The organism is Hymenobacter chitinivorans DSM 11115 (genome assembly GCF_002797555.1).
GTDB lineage: Bacteria > Bacteroidota > Bacteroidia > Cytophagales > Hymenobacteraceae > Hymenobacter > Hymenobacter chitinivorans.
The window spans coordinates 508,425-525,057 of sequence record NZ_PGFA01000002.1; the positions used below are offsets into that span (position 1 = coordinate 508,425).

Here is a 16,633-nt window from a genome sequence, read left to right on the forward strand (position 1 = left end):
CGGCCGTCAGCACTATGGCCAGCCACCCCGCTGCCAGCCATCCCGCCCAGGAGTTCCGTAGTGCCCGTTGCCTCACGCTTCCAGTCTAATGCGAGGATCTGCCAGGTAATACAGCCAATCCGCCAGGATTTGGCCCAATAACCGCACCAGGGCTACCAGCAATACCGCTCCCAGTAGCACGGGAAAATCCCGGGCTGCCGCTGCTTCAGCCATTGTGCGGCCCATGCCGGGCAGCGCGAAGATCAGCTCCACCACCACGGCCCCAGCTACCAGCGCCGGTAGCAGATCCGCTACTTGGGCAATGGTAGGCAATAGGGCATTACGTAGCGCGTGCCGGTTGACAACGTACCGGCTTGCCAACCCCTTGGCCCGGGCCGTTACAATATATTGCTGCCACAACTCGTGTTGAAGGGCTGTATCGAGCTGTACCGCTAAGGCTGGAAAACTGACTAACACTAGGCTCAGCCAGGGCAAAATCAGGTGGTACCCGGTTGCCAGCAGCTGGTACGCCCAGGGCTGCGGGGGGAAGTCGGGGCGGGCTAGGCCATACGCTGGGAACAGCATCAGTACGTCGGGATTAGCCAAAAACAGCAACAAAAGCACCGCCACTACGAAAACAGGTAGCCCCTGCAGCAGGTGCAGGCCAGCCAGCACCAATGTGCGCCACCGCCGGTAACGGCTCAGCCCTAGTGCTACCCCATACGCCGCTGCGAGAGTCAATACAAAGGCGCCCGTCGTCAAGGTGAGCGTCGAAACCAGGGCCTGGCTTAGCAAATTTGCTACGGGCTGGTCGTCCCGAAAGGACTGCCCCAAATCACCCTGGGCTAGGCCGCGCAGCCACACATGATACTGGTTGTGCCACCCATTCCACTGCCACCGCAGCCCCCAGCCCCGTTGCGGGGCCAAGGTAGGAGTCAGATAAAAAAGTGGTAAGTCAAGGCCCAAACGCTGCTGCAGGCGAAACTCGGCCGCGCGCAACTGGGCTGCGGTGGCTACGTGGCCGGTTATGCTGCTGGTCTGCAGTTCGGCCAACCGTAGCTGGTTACTGGCTAAAAGCCGGCTTAGTAGGAAAATAATAGAGAGAATTCCCCAAGCCGCGGGCAGGGTACGCAGCAGTCGGGAAAACAAAAAGCGCCCCATTATTTACTTTGTTCGGCTCGGTGCAAGTTGAATAGCAGTAGCAGTGTAGCCCGGGCGTAGCCCCGTCACTTGCAGATTGGTAAGCCGCTGCGAGGCCGCTAGCCGGGAACGGAGAAAGAACAGAACCATCAGGGGCTTTTCTTCGTGCAGCATCCGTTGAAACCGCCGTAGCAGCACCGTTTGTCGGTTCTCATTTTCCTCACTGGCAATGGCTTCAATCAACTGGTCACTGGCGGCATTGCCAAAGCCGGTGTAATTACCTGATCCTATGCTATTGGAGTGCAGGATGGGAGCAAAGTTGTATACAAACGGATTGCCGGTAATAGTGAAGAGGTACAGATCTACCGAGCCAGCCCGGAGCTTTTCCCAGAACAAGGATGCTTCTAACGGTTGGGGCTGCAAGGCAATTCCGAGTTTGCCTGCGGCGGCCCGTAATTGCAGCGCTATAGTTTCAAAAGCAGGGTCGCCGGTGCGGTAACTCAGCGTAAGAGCCAGCCGCTGAGTTGTACCATCCGGGCTCCGGCGTGTCCATTCTCCGGCGGGCTGCCGCTGCCAGCCCGCTTTGCGTAGGAGCCGCATAGCCGTTTGAGGGGAGTACGTGGGCAGAGGCAAACTATCGTTATAAACCGGGCCTGAGTTAGGATTAATCAGCCCGACACTGGGATAGGCCATTCCCAGTTGAGTGGCCTTAATCAAAGCCGGAATATCAAATAAGTGAGCTAGTGCTTGCCGCGTAAACTTGTCCTGCAGTGCGGGCTGCCTGGTATTAAAGCAAGCCGTTATCATTTTGTAGGAATCAGCAGTGAAAAACTGCAGTGCCGCTTTGTTATCCGGGTCTTGCTTCAGCCGCTGAAATTCCTTAGCGGGCATCATCGGAAAAACATCAATATCCCCGCGTCGCAGCGCCAGTAGGGCCGTTGCTTCATCGGGAATAATCTGATAGTCGAGTTGCTGAGGATGGGCCTGCAGGGGCAGCAGGTCGGAGCGGAGCGTGTCGGCCCACCAGTGGGACTTGCGCTTAAACGTCAGAAAGCGTCCCGGCTCCCATTTTGCCAGCGTGTAGGGCCCACTGCCGGGCAGATGCTCTGGATGGTGAGCCAACTGAGCTTGTTTGTAGCGCTCTACGAAAGCCCGCACCGCCGGATTGTGCGAGTCAGCGGCAGTATCCGCGCGTAGCGAGGCCAGAGAAATGGGGCGCAACTGGCCCTGAGGGTCCAGGGGGTATTCGGGTAGGATAACGTAGTCGCCGGAGGAGTGCTGATACTCGGGTGAATGGCCCGCGCAGACCAGGGTAAACCGTCGTGGATCAACCGGATCAAAACGGATATCCCGGATGAAACCCCACTGTGCCTGATTCGATTCAATGGGTAGACCCGGGCAATTCATCACTTTGAGCGTGAATGCCACATCCTTGGCTAAGATAGGCTGCCCATTATCCCATACGGCCTCGGGCCGGATACGGTAGGTGAGTAGGGTCAGAGAGTCGGTATGCTCAACTGTCGGTAGTGCCTCCGCAAGGCAAGGGGTAAATTGCTGTCGACTAGGGTCGACAAATAGTAAGCTGGAATACAGCATGTTAGCCGCTTCCAGCGAATTCTCATTGGGAAGAACAAGGGGATCTAGGTTTTCCGGGTCTCTTTCCCAGCGAATTCGTATCGCGGCGGAAGAGTCCTCCCGGTGGGTAGAGCAGGCGCTGAAAGCGCCGCTCACCACGACCAGAAAACCAAACAAAAGATGCTTCATGAAGAGGTTATTGCTCGGAACAGGGTCCGGGCAAGTTAACTAACATTCGACAGGAAGCAGAGCGCCAAGCAGGCGATGAAGCTTTAAATCATTCCGCCGCCCCAGCCACCGCCACCTTGTTCCGATTCGGAAGGTGTGGGCGCAACGATGATGACATTAGAGTTATTGGCATTCGAAGACGCCTTGGGCTCAGTAGAAGCTGTCAAGCTGGAGAGTTGAAGCAGGGCAATGGCGATAAGTTCTAACATGGCGCTTTAGGAGGTTGAGTCGTTCGAGAGTTTGAATGACACAAATTTGCTGCACAACTAGGCTGACGGAAAGGAAAGATATTCTGTAAAAGTGACTTGGATTTTATGAATAAATATTAGCTTTTTATGAAAGTAGATAAGGTTAGACAGCATACAGCTAAGTAATTAACCAGCTGTCAAAACGAATATGCACTTCTAGTTTTGGGAAAATGTGACTTTTTGATTTTAGTAAGGGTAAAATTACCCAAGCACAAAGGTGCAGAACGATTTGCCAACTAATAAAGGAAATATTTGAAATATTTGTGACAGGCTTTATCGGCTTTTCTTCATCTTGCAAAGTCCTCAATCGCCTCCAAAGCCACAATTTGCCCATGGAAAAACTAAGCAATCTTGCGCGGATTGTGACAGACCGCCGAGTGAAAGAATCTCCCCTGTTCGACTTTTCCGCTAAGAAGTCGGCACACAAAGATTTAAAACTTATTCGGCTACTCGAAGAAGCACCCGACAGCACCCAGTTGCAACTGACCAAGGCCCTATACGGAAGGGTTTCAGCTACTAGCAACACCTCATTCCGGAAATTGAAGTCGCGGGTACAGCAGAAGTTGCTGAACCACCTCTACTTCTTGGAGCAGTCGGACCCGCGCCATTTGGTATCCAGAAGATACGAGTTGCAATGTATAGGGTTATATCATCAAGTGACAATTCTGTACGGGGAGGGAGAGTACTTGCTGGCCGAGCAACTGCTGCGCAAATGCCTGCGGCAAGCTTTGGAAGGAGAGTTTACGGAGTATGCTGTATTGGCCACTCGCCTGCTGGGCAAGCTCTACGTTGATCTGCGACAGCCGGCTCGTTATCGGGCAGCCAGTAAGCAGCTCCAGAAATTGCAGGAGCTTATGGCGCTAGAGGATGAGGCGGGCCAGATTTATTGGAGTAGCAAGATGGCTCAGGCGCATACGGTGCGGGCCCGGCGAGCCTTGCTCAACGACTTACCCGGCTACCTAGCTCAACTGCAGCAGCTGCACGAAAAAGCCCGCAGCTATACCACATTCAACTACCTCTACCTGATTCAACTAACCCTGCTCGAGTTTACGGGTAATTATGAGGAAATTATCAAGATTACCACGGCTACGGAAAAGCTCTGGGCGAAAGGCAAAATCAACCGCCGCCGCTTTGACAGTCGCTTCAATAATTACATGACGGCCTATGCGTACTTGCATAACAAGCAGGCATCCATTGGTTTAAGACTTTCTGAGGGCTATCTGAAAGACTTTCATCCCTCGTCGGGCAACTGGTTCTTCTTTATGGAGAACTACGTGTTGCTGGCCTTGCACGCGGGGCAGTACAGCCAGGCGCAGCAACTGCTGGAAATGGCCCATAAAAATCCTTACTTCCGTAAACAGCGGGCCGCGGCCCGGCAGCGGTGGGACCTGTATAAGGCTTATATCTACTTTTTACAACCAGAGAATTCCCCACTGACACTGCGGCACTTTAACCAGTTTGTGCAAACAGTGCCTGACTACAGTCGGGACAAGCAGGGCTACAACGTGGCCATTCTGATTTTACAGTATCTAAACTTCCTGCGTCGTCAGGATGTGGAAAACCTACTGGCCCGCTTGGAAAGCCTGCGCAAATACGAACAGCGCCACTTACGAGAGTCGGCCACGCTGCGGAGTCAATTGTTTTTCCGGCTGCTGGTGCTGACTGTAAAGGAGAATTTCGATCCGGAAGCTTGCGAAAAGAAGGGGCAACCGTTGCTGCATCGGCTGCATGAGGCGCCGCAGCCGGGGGAGGCCTACGCCGAAATCGAAATTATTCCTTACGAGGCGTTGTGGGGCATCACGCTGGATATTTTGCGGGCCAACTTAGCAGAAGATAAGGCGGCCGAACAGGCCCGCCGGGCCCGGGTGGCCTAGGGGCGGCTAGCCACCGTGCCGGCGTGGGTGGCGGGCGCCGCTTTCTTGGCGGGTAGGCTAGGGGCTGGTTTGGCTTTGGGAAGCTGCTTCACCACTTTGGTGGGTTGGGCTTTAGGCGCGGCAGGGGCTGGCGCGGGCTTGGGTGCTGCCGGGGCAGATGCAACCAAAGGAGTAGTAACAACGGGAGCCGCAGCGGTAGCAGGAGCTAGCGGAGCCGTCAGGGCAGCAACGTAGTTCTCGTAGCGCTGGTACTGCGCCTCCGACAGCACGCCCTTTAATTTCTCGGCGTACTCCTTTTCCACAACTGCCATCTTGCTTTGCAGCATTGCCGGATCAATGCTGTACATCTGCTTGATTTCGTTTTCCTGCACCAGACGCTCGTAGGTAAAGCGCTTGACTTGCTGCGTGCGGGCATCATCCAGGGCAATGTGCTGGGCTAGTGTCCGGGTATTGTTCATAGCTTGAGCGCGCAGATCGGGAGCCTGCTGGGCTTGGGCGGCACTGATAGTAAACAGAGTAGCAAACAGCGCGGAAAAGCAGATTTTCTTCATGAGAAGAGACAGTGTAGCGGATAGGTGATGTCACAAAGAAACAAAATAATATTGATATAATACATCATGATTAAAAATATATTGCAATATGTCAAGAATCAATATTATAACTCGTGCTTGAGCATTTTAGAAAGCCAGTAATCGGCAGCTGGAGTAAGTTAATAACGTGCAGCAGCCCGACCAACCCCGCTACTCGTGAAAGTGCAATGGGTGGGCCGGGCTGCTGTAACTGGTTGTATTTCAAGCAGGGAGGATGAGTGCTGCCTGGTCGGCTTAGAATTTGTTCAGCCGTTGCAGGACTTCGCGCAGGTAGGTCTGTCCTATGGGAATCTGCTTGTTTTCGATGGTAATTGTATTGTCTTCAATTGCTTGCACCCGCTTTAGGTTGACAATAAAGGAACGGTGAGCCCGCACGAAAATAGAAGTCGGGAATTTTTCTTCCACCGCCTTCATAGTGCTGTACACAATAAGCTTGCTGTGGGGCATAACGATGTGGACATAGTCGCCCAGGGCTTCGACGTAGCTGACATCGTTGAACAGAACTTTGACCAGCTTGGTATCGACCTTGACAAAGGTAAAGTCGGGGTCGGTGCTGGTTGGTATCGCGCTGGCGGCTGCGGGGGGCGTTAGGCTCGTATCGGAAAGTTCAAGAGCTTTCTGGGCTGCTTTCAGAAACCGAGCGTAGCTGATGGGCTTCACCAGGTAATCCACTACATCGTGCTCGAAGGCTTCGACGGCGTAGTGCTTGCTACTGGTAATGAGAATAACCAGGGGCGGGTTCTGCAGGGTATTGAGCAGATCAATGCCCGACATCAGCGGCATTTCGACATCCAGAAACAGCAAATCGACGGGTTGGGTCCGCAGTACTTCGGCCGCCGCCATAGCGCTGTCGTAGCTACCAATGGCGGTTAGGAAAGGAGTATTGTTGATGCAATTAATAACGATTTGAACGGATAGCGGATCGTCATCTACAACGAGGCAACGCAGGGGAGAGGAGGGTGCTGGCATAACGCCAAAGGTATAAGAAGACGGGAGAAAGAGAAGCGCAGTTTTGCCGGCTTACCGGCGGAGCTGATTCTGCAGCCGAAGCTCCAGGTGAGGGTATAGCGCGGCCAGCTGATGACCTACCATGGCTACCAGGTGTGGGGCAGCCTCGGCATCGGCGGGAGAAAGGGGCCGTTCGAGCTTTTCGAGGCATTGCTGAATAGCCGGCACGCCAAAATACACGATTTGCCCTTTCAGCTTATGTGCCATCCGGGCCAGATCCTGACGGTCGGCAGTAGCCAGTTGCTGGTAGAGAGAGGGAGTTTGCTGCAGAAAGGTGGTAATAATTTGGGCAATAAACGCTTCGTTGCCGGCGGCCAGTTCATCCAGCAAGTGCCACTCGGGCCGAATGGTGCCAATATCGGTAGGGTCGGGAGCTGCGGCGGGCGGGCGGACCGTAACGCTGGGACGGATCCGGGCGGTATGGCGCACTAGGCTGGCGTGCAGCAGGGTAGGCTCGAAGGGCTTGGGCAGGGTTTCGTTCATGCCCGCCGCCAGAGCCCGAGCCTGATCGGTGGGCGAAAAGGAGGCGGTGAGGCCAATAATGGGCAGTTGCTTCAGGTGCTGATGCCGCCGCAGCCGCCGGGTGGCTTCGTAGCCGTCCATTTCGGGCATTTGAATATCCATCAGCACCGCGTCGAAGGGCTGGGTGCTGGCCAGCTCCACGGCCTGCCGCCCATTCTCGGCGGTAGTAGCCACTATGTTCCATTCCTCCAGCGCCCGGCACACCACGAGCTGGTTGAGCTCATTATCGTCGGCAACGAGCACGCGCAGGCCGGGGTCGAAGGGTAGTAACAGACTGGAGGAAGCAGACATACAGGAAAAATAGCGGGCTACTTGCCGGTTACTTTAAACTCGGTGCGGCGGTTGAGCTGGCGGCCAGCCTTAGTGGCGTTGGTTGCCACGGGCTGGGAGTCGCCGTAGCCGGCAAAGGTCAGGCGGCCTTTGTCTACACCTTTGCCCACAAGGTAATCTACCACGGCTTTGGCGCGGCGCTGGGAGAGGTCCTTGTTGTATTCGGCCTTGCCCACGTTGTCGGTGTGGCCCGAAATTTCCAGGCGCAGGGCCGGGGTTTCGACCATAAGCTTCTGCAGGCGCTCCAGCTCGGCGGTGCTTTCCTTGCGCAGCGTGGCCTTGTCGAAGTCGAAGAAGATATTGTTGAGCACTACTTTCACGCCCACGTCCAGCTTCTTGAGGGCAATATCCTTCACCACTTCCGAGTAGGCGGCCCCGGCCGGCAAATCAAAGTTTTCGGAGTGGAACAGGTAGCCTTGCTGCCGCACTACGATGCCGTAGTTGACGCCCGAAGGCAGCGACACCAGGTAGCGGCCCGACTGGGCATTGGCCCGGAACGAGGCAATGAGCTCGTTGCGGGAGTTGTCGACCACGTCGATGGTGGCTTCCAGGGGCTGCTTGGTAGCTTCATCCGTCACGACGCCCTTGAGAATGGTTACCTGGGCCGTGGCAATGGGAACCGGCGGGGCCAACGAGGCTTCTTTCACGGGCTGGGCGCGGGAGGCCAGCAGCTGGTCTTCCTGCGACAATACCGGCGGCTTTTCGGCCCCCAGAAACGTAATCTGGTAGATGTCTTTGCTACCCAGGCCGTCGTCGCGGAAGGACGAGTAGTAGCCGTGGCGGCCCGAGGCGGAAATCACGAAGAACACGTCGTCGTCGGGGGTGTTGATGGGCCAGCCCAGGTTTTCGGGCTGGCTCCACTTGCCGTTCTCGAACACCGACTTAAAGATGTCGTAGCCGCCCATCGAGTTGTGACCCTCCGAGCTGAAGTACATCGTTTTGCCGTCGGGGTGCAGGAATACGCCTTCCTCGCCGTAGGGCGTGTTAATGGTGGGGCCTAGGTTGACGGCCGGGCCGCGGCCCTCAATTTCCACCTTATAAATATCCCGGCTGCCCAGGCCGCCGGGTTTGTCACTCACGAAATACAGGCTGCGGCCATCGGGGGTGTAGGCCGCCGACGACTCGTGGGCGCGGCTGTTGATGCGGGAGCCCATCTTCTCGGGCTTGCGCCAGGCCGCTCCGCGCAGCTCCGATTCGTTCAGGTCGCCGCCGTTGTCTTCCAGGTACACCAGCATGCGCTGCCCGTCGGGCGAGAGGCCCACCGTAGCGTCGTGGCCCTCATTGTTGACGGGCTTGCCCAGGTTGCGGGCCGGCGACCAGCCCGAGGCCGTGCGGGTGCTCTGGTAAATGTCTTCGAAGAAGCCGCCGGTTTCGGGGTCCCGTTCCTTGCCCGTGGAATTGTCGCGGCGGGAAGTGAAGAGGATTACCGACTCATCGGCCGAAATCACCGGGCCGTAGTCGGCGTAGGGGGAGTTAACGGACGGGCCGGCGTTGTCGATAAAGACCCGGGAAGGCTTCTGCTCCAGCTTGCGGCCATTCTCACACTCCTGAATTTTCTTGCTGATAGCCGCCATGACCGTCGCCGTGTTTTTGCCCGTTGCGGCGGGCTGGGCGGCTTTATACTCGGCAATAGCCTCCGCCCACTTGGCGTTCAGGTGCAGGCTGCGGCCCAGCAGGTAGTGAATGCCGGGGTCAATGTCGGGGTTGAGCTGGTAGGCTTTCTGCACGTAGGCCAGAGCCCGGGGCTTGTAGCCCGAGTGCAGGTAACAGTCGCCGATGCGCAGGTTGAGGCGGGCGTTGTTGGGGTTGAACTTCTGGGCTTCGAGGTAGTGGGGCAGGGCCAGCTCGTAGCGGGGCGGGTCCATGTCGTACCACTCGTCGCCGGTTTTGATTTCCTTCTGGGCTTCTTTGAGGCCGTCCTTGTTGGATTTGAAGTTGTCTTTATCAAACTCAACGTTCTGGGCGGTGGCTACCTGCGCCAGCAGCACCAGCGCAATCAGCAGAATTCTGGACATAAGGGCGAATTTGACGCTGAACTATTAGCGGAAATAGGAAGAGAAAAGGGGGGGTTATTCGGCGCCGCAGCCGGAGTTGGCGGCGTAGCTCGAGCCGGTTTCAAGGCCCAGCTCGGCGGCTTTTTTCCAGTCCTGGCAGGCTCCGGCGGCGTCGCGCAGCATCTCGCGGGCGTGGCCCCGGTTCAGGTAGGCTTCGGCGTACTGGGCATTCAGGGCAATGGCCTTGGCGGCATCGGCGGCGGCACTCTTGTAGTCTTCCAGCTTGAGGTGGGCCGCGGCCCGGTTGTTCCAGGCAAAGGCGTAAGTGGCATCCAGCTCAATGGCCTTGCTGAAGTCTTCCACGGCGCCTTTGTAGTCGCCGGCGTCGTAGCGGGTGCTGCCGCGGTTGGTAAAGGCCGTGGCGTTGTCCTGCTTCTTGCTCAAATAGGCGTTGTAGTCGGCCAGAGCGCCTTTCAGGTCATTGGCGCGGCGCTTGGTGGCGGCCCGGTTCAGCAGGGCCGGCAGAAACTCGGGCTGCAGGCTCAGGGCCTTGGTGTAGTCCTGAATAGCGGCTTCGAAGTTATTGAGCTTGCGCTGGGTGCTGGCCCGGTCGTGGTAGGCGTAGGCGTAGTTGGGGTCAACCTTAATAGCCTGGTCGAAGTCTTCCTTGGCGGCCTTGAAGTCGCCTTTTTCGAAGCGCAGGGCCCCGCGGTAGTACCACGACGGCGCGTAGTCGGGCTTGATTTCGGCGGCTTTGCCGTAGTCCTGCTCGGCTTCGGTGGGTTTGCCCAGCGCCTCCTGGGCCTGGGCCCGGCCAAAGTAGTTGCTGAAGCCGGTAGCTTCGAGCTTGATGGCCTGGTCGTAGTCCTGCACGGCCTGCTGGTATTCCTTGAGCTCGTAGCGGGTGGTGGCGCGGTTGTAGTAGGCCTTGGCAAAGTCGGGCCGCAGCGTGAGGGCCCGGTCAAAGTCCTGGATGGCGGCCCGGTAGCTCTTGCTGCTGTACTTGGCCACGCCGCTGTTGTAGAGCTTTTCGGCCTGCTGGGCCGGGGGGAGGGTGGAAGCCCGCACGGTATCTACCTGGGCCTGAGCCGCCACTGCCGACAGGCTTAAACCAAGGGCAAGTAGTAAGATTTTCTGCATAACCGGAGTATGGGGTAAGCTGACTCGTTAAATGTACTTTTATTTGGCCTAACGCGGCAAGCAATGCTGTTCTTTTCTTGGGAATAGCACTTTGGCGTTACGCAACTTAACTCGGCAGTATCGGTTACGACGCAATACCCGGCTGGGCCCGCACCATGTCCTCCCACTCCTGGGCCAGCGGCGCGGCGTAGGCCGGGCGGGCGGCGCGGCGGTACCAGTAAGCGGCGTTGCCCGGGTCGCCTTCCTGCCGGTGCAGGTAGGCGTGCAGCCAGTTGTGCAGTGGGTCGGTATCGTTGGCCTGTGCCAGGTTGTGGGCCAGATTCCACTCCTGGCGGCCGGCGTGCCAGAGCCCGCGCAGCACGGCCGAAACGCCGGCCGGGGGCTGGGCACCCGCCAGGCTGGCAACGAAGAATTCGTAGGTCATGGGGCGAATATATTGAACAGGAAATACACCTGGCGTTGTTGGGAAGCTAACCATTCGGGCCGCCGCCGGTTTATGCAAGCGCGGCGCCCGGAGTTTGCGTATTTTTGCTGAGCCTCCGGGCCTTCCTGTTGCTTTTTCATTCTCACTTTCAGCCCATTCTTTACCAATGGCAACGTATCCTGAATACATGGTAGCTCCCATCCGCCAAGACCTCACGTCGGCCGGCTTCGAGCAACTGATGACCCCCGAAGAAGTTGATTCGGTTCTGAACACCCAAAGCGGCACGGTGCTGCTGGCCGTCAACTCGGTGTGCGGCTGCGCCGCCGCCAAAGCCCGCCCGGCCCTGAAAATGGCCGTGTCGAGCTCCGAGAAGAAGCCCGCCAAGCTCGTGACGGTATTCGCCGGCATGGAAACCGAAGCCGTAGCCAAGGCCCGGGAGCACATGCTGCCCTACCCGCCCTCCTCGCCCAGCATTGCCCTCTTCAAGGACGGCGAGCTGGTGCACGTCATCGAGCGGCACCACATCGAAGGCAACGACCTGATGCGCATCGTCGACAACCTGCAGGGTGCCTTCGAGGAGTACTGCTAGGTTTCAGTTGTTCGTTGTTCGTTGTCAGTTGTTCGTTTCCTTAGCGCACTGATAGGTACAGCTACTAACAAAAAGGCCCGAAGCATCAGCTTCGGGCCTTTTTGTTAGTAGCTGCCAGCACAACCTGACAACTGACAACGAACAACTAACGACGAACAACTAAATCAAAGTCCCAGCGACTTGAAGAAGGCGTCCTGGTTGGGCTCCCGACCCAGGAAGGCCTTCACCAGGTTGTACTCCTCGTCGGTACCGCCGCGGGCCAAGATCATGTCCCGGTAGCGCAGGCCGGTCTTCTGGTCCATGATGCCGTTCTTCTCGAAGACGGAGAACATGTCCTCGGCGTAGACCTTGGACCACATGTAACCGTAGTAGCCGGCGCCGTAGCCCGTCAGGTGACCGAAGGCGGCCTGCATGTTGGTGCCGTCGAGGTAGGCGAAGGGCGTAATCTGATTTTGCAGGCGCTTCACCACGTCGGTGGTAGTTTCAGTACCGTTGGGGTCAAACTTGTCGTGCAGGGTCATGTCGAGCGTGCCGTACAGAATCTGCTGGGAAGCGCCGATGCCCGAGCCCACGTTGCGGGCGGCCCACATCTTGTCGTAGAGGGCTTTGGGCAGCACCTCGCCGGTCTGGTAGTGCTTGGCGAAGGTCTTCAGGGCGTCGTAGTTCCAGGCCCAGTTCTCCAGAATCTGGGAGGGCGCCTCCACGAAGTCGCGCTTCACGCTGGTGCCCGACTGGCTGCTGAGCTCGGCCGTGGTCAGCAGGTTGTGCATCACGTGGCCGAACTCGTGGAAGAAGGTCACCACCTGGCCGTGGCTCATCAGGGCGGGCTTGCCGGCCGCCGGCGGGTTGAAATTGCAGAGCAGCACGGCCTGGGGCAGCTGGTAGCCCTTGGCCGTGGCCTTGCCGCTGGTCACGCCGAAGCAGGCGGCGTGGGTGTACTTGTTGTCCCGCGGGAAAAGGTCAATATAGAAGCGGCCGATGAGTTTCCCGTCGCGCTGCACCTCAAACATGCGGGCATCCTTGTGCCACACCGCCGGGTCCTTTACCTCCGTGAACTTCAGGGCAAACAGGCTCTGGGTGGTTTGGAACAGGCCATCCACCACTTTGCTCACCTCAAAGTACTCCTTGATTTTCTCGGCGTCGAGCTGGTACTTGTCCTTCATCAACAGGTTGTTGTAGAACGAGCTTTCCCAGGGCGTAATGGTCTTGGCGCCGGGGTCCTTGGTGTAGGCCCGCTTCACCACGAGCAGCTCTTCCAAGTCCTGCTGGCTTTTCTGCTTGACGCGGTCCACGAGCTTGGTTTCGAAGGCCCACACCGTTTCGGGCGTCTTGGCCATGCGCGAGCTGGTTTGGTAGGCGGCGTAGGTTTTGTAGCCCAGGAGCTGGGCCTTTTTCTGGCGCTCTACCAGCAGCTGCTTGAGCACGTCCAGGTTCTTGTCCGACGCCCGGTTGTTATATAAGGTGTAGAGCTGCTTGCGCATGGCGTCCGACTCGGCGTACTTCATGAACGTGCCGTAGGCCGGACCGTCGAGGCCGATGCGGTAGGCGTCGCCGGCTTTGGGGCGGCTCTTGATGTAGTCGTCCGGCAGGCCCTTCATATCGGCCGCATTCACCAGCAGAAAGCCCTGGTCTTTGGCAATATTAGCCCCGAAGGCCAGGCTCAAATCCCCGATTTTGTCGTTGATGGCCTGCAATTCCTTGCGCTTCTCGGGCGTGAGGGCAAAGCCGTTGCGCTCGTAGTCCTCCACCGTTTCGGTCAGGTACTTCTTGCGGGCTCCGGTCAGGCTCTGGGCTTCCTTGGTCTTGGAGTAGTCCTTCACGGCCTTATACAGCTGCTCATCGAGCTCCAGCTCGTTGCCGTACTTGCTGATAACGGCAATACTGCGCTGGGCCTGGTTGCGCACGGCCGAGTCGGGACTGGCGTTAAACAAGATGCTGATCGGGCCGGCCACGCTGCCGATATGGTCGCCCAGATTATCGAGGGCCAGCATGGTGTTGGCGAAGGTGCGCTTGGTGGCCGGCACCTTATAAATGGCCTGCAACGACGCCTTCGTGTCGCTGATGACCATGTCGGTGGCCTGCTTCACGTCGGCCTTGGTGGCGCGCCGGAAGTCGATGACCTGGTTGAAGCCCGGCGTCAGCGGGTTGGTGGGCGGGGCCGGCTTGTCGGCCGCCGGGCTACTCAGCGCGGCCAGGCTGGCCAGCACCGCGAAGCCCAGCTGCCGGGCACTCGGGGAGGAGAAAATGAACATACGAATTGGGGTTAGGCGGATGCAGTGCCGAAGATAAGCAGGCAACGGAATAATCTAATTACACAGTTTTGGCCTGCGGGCTGCTTGGTATGACAACCAGCTTTCATCAAAAGTGCCCTCAGTGGCTGGAAACGGCCTTCCCGAAGGTCGTCGCAAAACGTCCCTATGTTTTGGGCAAAACCTCCTGATGTTTTAGTCCGGACATCACTATGTTTTGCTCCAGACATTACTATGTCTTGGCCCAATCGTCGGCGGGTTTTATGCAGGCCCCCGCCTAGCCTGAAAAGAATCCAATTCTCGCTAAAGCAAAAAGCCGCCCCGGACGGGAGCGGCTTTTGGTAGCTAGTAGCGCGAAATCCAGAGCGTCATGCTGAGCGAAGTCGAAGCATCTCTACCGCAATGCTAAAATCAAGTACTCCTGCGGGAGAGATGCTTCGCAAGCTCAGCATGACGGGCATGTAAACGCGCCTTAGTTGGCGTACTCGCTCAGGAACTTGATGCGCATCAGGCGCAGGTCTTCCTCGGTGTACTCATCGGGGCCGAGCTCCTTGAGGGCCACGGCAATGTTGTCGGTGCTGGCCTGCAGGAAGTAGTCGGTGATTTCCTCCTGCCGGTCCTGGTCCAGCACGCCGTCGATGTAGTAATCCAGGTTGAGCTTGGTGCCGGAGTAGCAGATGTGCTCAATTTCCTCCATCAGCTCCCGCATGTCGATGCCCTTGGAGGAAGCAATTTCCTCCAGATCCATCTTCTTGTCGATCTGCTGGATGATGTAAATCTTAATCTTCGACTTGTTGACGGCCGACTTCACCACCACGTCGGCGGCCGTCACGATGTCGTTTTCCTCGACGTACTTCTGGATCAGGGCCAGGAAGGGTTGCCCAAACTTCTGGGCCTTGCCCTGGCCCACGCCGCCCACGTGGGCGAGGTCGTCCATCTTGGTGGGGAAGGTAGTGGCCATTTCCTTCAGGCTCGGGTCCTGAAACAGCACGTAGGGGGGCAGGTTTTTCTCCTTGGCTATCTTCTTGCGCAAGGATTTCAGCATCTCAAAAAGCGCGGCGTCGTGGCCCGCGGCTTCCTGGACTTCCTCTTTTTCTTGCTCTTCTTTCACCTCTTCCTCGTAGTTGTGGTCCTTGGTGAGTTTGATGGAATGCGGATTCTCGATGAAATCTAAGCCTTTGGGACAAATTTTCACAACGCCAAAGTTCTCGATGTCCTTCTCCAGGAAGCCGTTGAGCAGGGTCTGGCGCAGCAGCGAGTGCCAGAAGGCCGCGTCATGGTCCTTGCCCTGGCCGTAAATCGGCAGGGCGTTGTGGCCGTAGCTTTCCACGTGGGCGTTGTTCATGCCCATGAGCACGGTCCCGATGTGCTCGATGCCGAAGCGCTCCTCGGTCTGCACCACGGCTTTGAGGGCCATAACTACCTCGTCCTTGGCCTCAAACCGCTCCTTGGGGTGGCGGCAGTTGTCGCAGAAGCCGCAGTCCTTCTCGAAATGCTCGCCGAAGTAGTGCAGCAGCTGCTTGCGCCGGCACACGGCCGAGTCGGCGTAGTTGGCCATTTCCTGGAGCAGCAGCTTGGAGTTGTCGCGCTCGGTCACGGGCTTGTCCTTGTTGAACTTCTCCAGCTTCACGATGTCGTCGTAGCTGTAGAACATCAGGCAGTTGCCCTCCAGTCCGTCGCGGCCGCCGCGGCCGGTTTCCTGGTAGTAGCCCTCAATGCTCTTGGGCGTGTCGTAGTGAATCACGAAGCGCACGTCGGGCTTGTCGATGCCCATGCCGAAGGCAATGGTAGCCACGATGACGTCGGCTTCCTCGTTGAGGAAGGCGTCCTGGTTGGCCATGCGCACGTGCGGGTCGAGGCCGGCGTGGTAGGGCAGGGCCTTCACGTCATTCACGCGCAGCAGCTCGGCAATTTCCTCCACCTTCTTCCGGCTCAGGCAGTACACGATACCGGCCTTGTTCTTGTGCTGCTTCACGTACTGAATCAGCTGCTTCTTGGTGTTGTGCTTGGGCCGCACCTCGTAGTAGAGGTTGGTGCGGTTAAACGAAGTCTTGAACACCGAGGCCTCGTCCATCTGCAGGTTCTTCTGGATGTCGAGCTGCACCTTGGGCGTAGCCGTGGCCGTGAGGGCAATAATGGGCACCTGCCCGATATTGTCGATAATGCCCCGGATGCGGCGGTACTCGGGGCGGAAGTCGTGGCCCCACTCCGAAATGCAGTGAGCCTCGTCAATAGCCACGAAGCTGATGGTGGCCTTCTGCAGGAAGTCGATGGTTTCGTCCTTGGTCAGGCTTTCGGGCGCCACGTAGAGCAGCTTCACCTCGCCGCTGATGACGTCCTTTTTCACCCGGTTCATCTCCGACTTCGACAAGGTCGAGTTCAGAAACGCCGCGTTTACGCCGAAGGCGTTGAGCTGGTCCACCTGATTTTTCATCAGGGCAATCAGGGGGGAAATAACGATGGCCGTGCCGGGCAGAATCAGGGCGGGCAGCTGGTAGCACAGCGACTTACCGGCCCCGGTGGGCATAATCACGAAGGTATTGTTGCCCTCGATGACGTTCTGAATGATGGCTTCCTGGGTGCCGCGAAACTGACCGTACCCAAAAACTTCCTTTAACTTGCCCTTCAGATCAGCCTCATGCTTGACTGCTTGGTTTACCGCTGGCATCGACATTTCCACTTGCTCTTTTGAGTTGCAGACTTGAGCACCGACACCACTAGTGTTGGTTACTCAATCTAGACA

At 57.6% G+C, this 16,633-nt stretch carries 13 protein-coding genes; 2 read left to right on the top strand and 11 right to left on the bottom strand.

Annotated elements, in window-relative coordinates; genetic code table 11:
• Positions 1-72: 72 nt before the first annotated feature.
• The 3 genes from CLV45_RS15855 to CLV45_RS25010 all read right to left on the bottom strand — a co-directional run bounded on the left by CLV45_RS15855 (position 73) and on the right by CLV45_RS25010 (position 3,131).
• Entirely contained in the window at positions 73-1,032 is a 960-nt protein-coding gene (locus CLV45_RS15855) for an ABC transporter permease (RefSeq protein ID WP_157807571.1), read from the bottom strand.
• Positions 1,033-1,143: 111 nt separating this feature from the next.
• Positions 1,144-2,883: an ABC transporter substrate-binding protein gene (locus CLV45_RS15860; protein WP_100337435.1), complete on the bottom strand. Its 1,740-nt coding sequence runs from the start codon at positions 2,881-2,883 to the stop codon at positions 1,144-1,146.
• Between the two features lie 83 nt (positions 2,884-2,966).
• A complete protein-coding gene (locus CLV45_RS25010; protein ID WP_157807573.1) occupies positions 2,967-3,131 on the bottom strand; it encodes a hypothetical protein in 165 nt (54 codons plus the stop codon).
• Between the two features lie 371 nt (positions 3,132-3,502).
• Here CLV45_RS25010 and CLV45_RS15865 point away from each other — a divergent pair, with 371 nt between their 5' ends.
• Entirely contained in the window at positions 3,503-5,044 is a 1,542-nt protein-coding gene (locus tag CLV45_RS15865) for a hypothetical protein (protein ID WP_100337436.1), read from the top strand.
• Here the strand turns inward: CLV45_RS15865 and CLV45_RS15870 are convergent.
• From CLV45_RS15870 to CLV45_RS15895, 6 genes are all read right to left on the bottom strand, one after another.
• Entirely contained in the window at positions 5,041-5,595 is a 555-nt protein-coding gene (locus CLV45_RS15870) for a hypothetical protein (protein ID WP_100337437.1), read from the bottom strand. The genes CLV45_RS15865 and CLV45_RS15870 overlap by 4 nt on opposite strands.
• Positions 5,596-5,868: 273 nt before the next feature.
• Positions 5,869-6,603, bottom strand: a complete 735-nt coding sequence (locus CLV45_RS15875; RefSeq protein ID WP_100337438.1) for a LytR/AlgR family response regulator transcription factor — start codon at positions 6,601-6,603, stop codon at positions 5,869-5,871.
• A gap of 51 nt (positions 6,604-6,654) precedes the next feature.
• On the bottom strand, positions 6,655-7,455 hold the full coding sequence (locus CLV45_RS15880) for a response regulator (RefSeq protein ID WP_100337439.1): 801 nt from the start codon (positions 7,453-7,455) through the stop codon (positions 6,655-6,657).
• Between the two features lie 17 nt (positions 7,456-7,472).
• Positions 7,473-9,509, bottom strand: coding sequence for an OmpA family protein (locus CLV45_RS15885; RefSeq protein WP_100337440.1), 2,037 nt, complete (start codon positions 9,507-9,509; stop codon positions 7,473-7,475).
• 54 nt (positions 9,510-9,563) lie between these two features.
• Positions 9,564-10,628 (bottom strand): tetratricopeptide repeat protein, encoded by a 1,065-nt coding sequence (locus CLV45_RS15890; protein ID WP_100337441.1) that lies wholly within the window; start codon positions 10,626-10,628, stop codon positions 9,564-9,566.
• 124 nt (positions 10,629-10,752) lie between these two features.
• Positions 10,753-11,052, bottom strand: a complete 300-nt coding sequence (locus CLV45_RS15895) for a hypothetical protein (protein ID WP_100337442.1) — start codon at positions 11,050-11,052, stop codon at positions 10,753-10,755.
• Positions 11,053-11,218: 166 nt separating this feature from the next.
• Between CLV45_RS15895 and CLV45_RS15900 the strand changes: the two genes are divergently transcribed.
• Positions 11,219-11,641, top strand: coding sequence for a BrxA/BrxB family bacilliredoxin (locus CLV45_RS15900; protein WP_100337443.1), 423 nt, complete (start codon positions 11,219-11,221; stop codon positions 11,639-11,641).
• A 164-nt stretch (positions 11,642-11,805) separates the two neighbouring features.
• Here the strand turns inward: CLV45_RS15900 and CLV45_RS15905 are convergent, their stop codons facing one another.
• Together CLV45_RS15905 and recQ are read right to left on the bottom strand one after the other, a co-directional pair.
• Positions 11,806-13,893 (bottom strand): M3 family metallopeptidase, encoded by a 2,088-nt coding sequence (locus tag CLV45_RS15905; protein WP_100337444.1) that lies wholly within the window; start codon positions 13,891-13,893, stop codon positions 11,806-11,808.
• A 469-nt stretch (positions 13,894-14,362) separates the two neighbouring features.
• Positions 14,363-16,558 carry a DNA helicase RecQ gene (gene recQ, locus CLV45_RS15910; RefSeq protein WP_100337445.1) on the bottom strand — a complete coding sequence of 732 codons (2,196 nt, stop codon included), beginning with the start codon at positions 16,556-16,558 and terminating at the stop codon, positions 14,363-14,365.
• Positions 16,559-16,633: the final 75 nt, after the last annotated feature.

What these genes read in the sequence shown, in the direction of transcription:
- CLV45_RS15860 (WP_100337435.1), bottom strand. Translation starts at nt 2,883, where the DNA reads ATGAAGCATCTTTTGTTTGGTTTTCTGGTCGTGGTGAGCGGCGCTTTC.
- CLV45_RS25010 (WP_157807573.1), bottom strand. Translation starts at nt 3,131, where the DNA reads ATGTTAGAACTTATCGCCATTGCCCTGCTTCAACTCTCCAGCTTGACA.
- CLV45_RS15865 (WP_100337436.1), top strand. Translation starts at nt 3,503, where the DNA reads ATGGAAAAACTAAGCAATCTTGCGCGGATTGTGACAGACCGCCGAGTG.
- CLV45_RS15870 (WP_100337437.1), bottom strand. Translation starts at nt 5,595, where the DNA reads ATGAAGAAAATCTGCTTTTCCGCGCTGTTTGCTACTCTGTTTACTATC.
- CLV45_RS15875 (WP_100337438.1), bottom strand. Translation starts at nt 6,603, where the DNA reads ATGCCAGCACCCTCCTCTCCCCTGCGTTGCCTCGTTGTAGATGACGAT.
- CLV45_RS15880 (WP_100337439.1), bottom strand. Translation starts at nt 7,455, where the DNA reads ATGTCTGCTTCCTCCAGTCTGTTACTACCCTTCGACCCCGGCCTGCGC.
- CLV45_RS15885 (WP_100337440.1), bottom strand. Translation starts at nt 9,509, where the DNA reads ATGTCCAGAATTCTGCTGATTGCGCTGGTGCTGCTGGCGCAGGTAGCC.
- CLV45_RS15890 (WP_100337441.1), bottom strand. Translation starts at nt 10,628, where the DNA reads ATGCAGAAAATCTTACTACTTGCCCTTGGTTTAAGCCTGTCGGCAGTG.
- CLV45_RS15895 (WP_100337442.1), bottom strand. Translation starts at nt 11,052, where the DNA reads ATGACCTACGAATTCTTCGTTGCCAGCCTGGCGGGTGCCCAGCCCCCG.
- CLV45_RS15900 (WP_100337443.1), top strand. Translation starts at nt 11,219, where the DNA reads ATGGCAACGTATCCTGAATACATGGTAGCTCCCATCCGCCAAGACCTC.
- CLV45_RS15905 (WP_100337444.1), bottom strand. Translation starts at nt 13,893, where the DNA reads ATGTTCATTTTCTCCTCCCCGAGTGCCCGGCAGCTGGGCTTCGCGGTG.
- recQ (WP_100337445.1), bottom strand. Translation starts at nt 16,558, where the DNA reads ATGCCAGCGGTAAACCAAGCAGTCAAGCATGAGGCTGATCTGAAGGGC.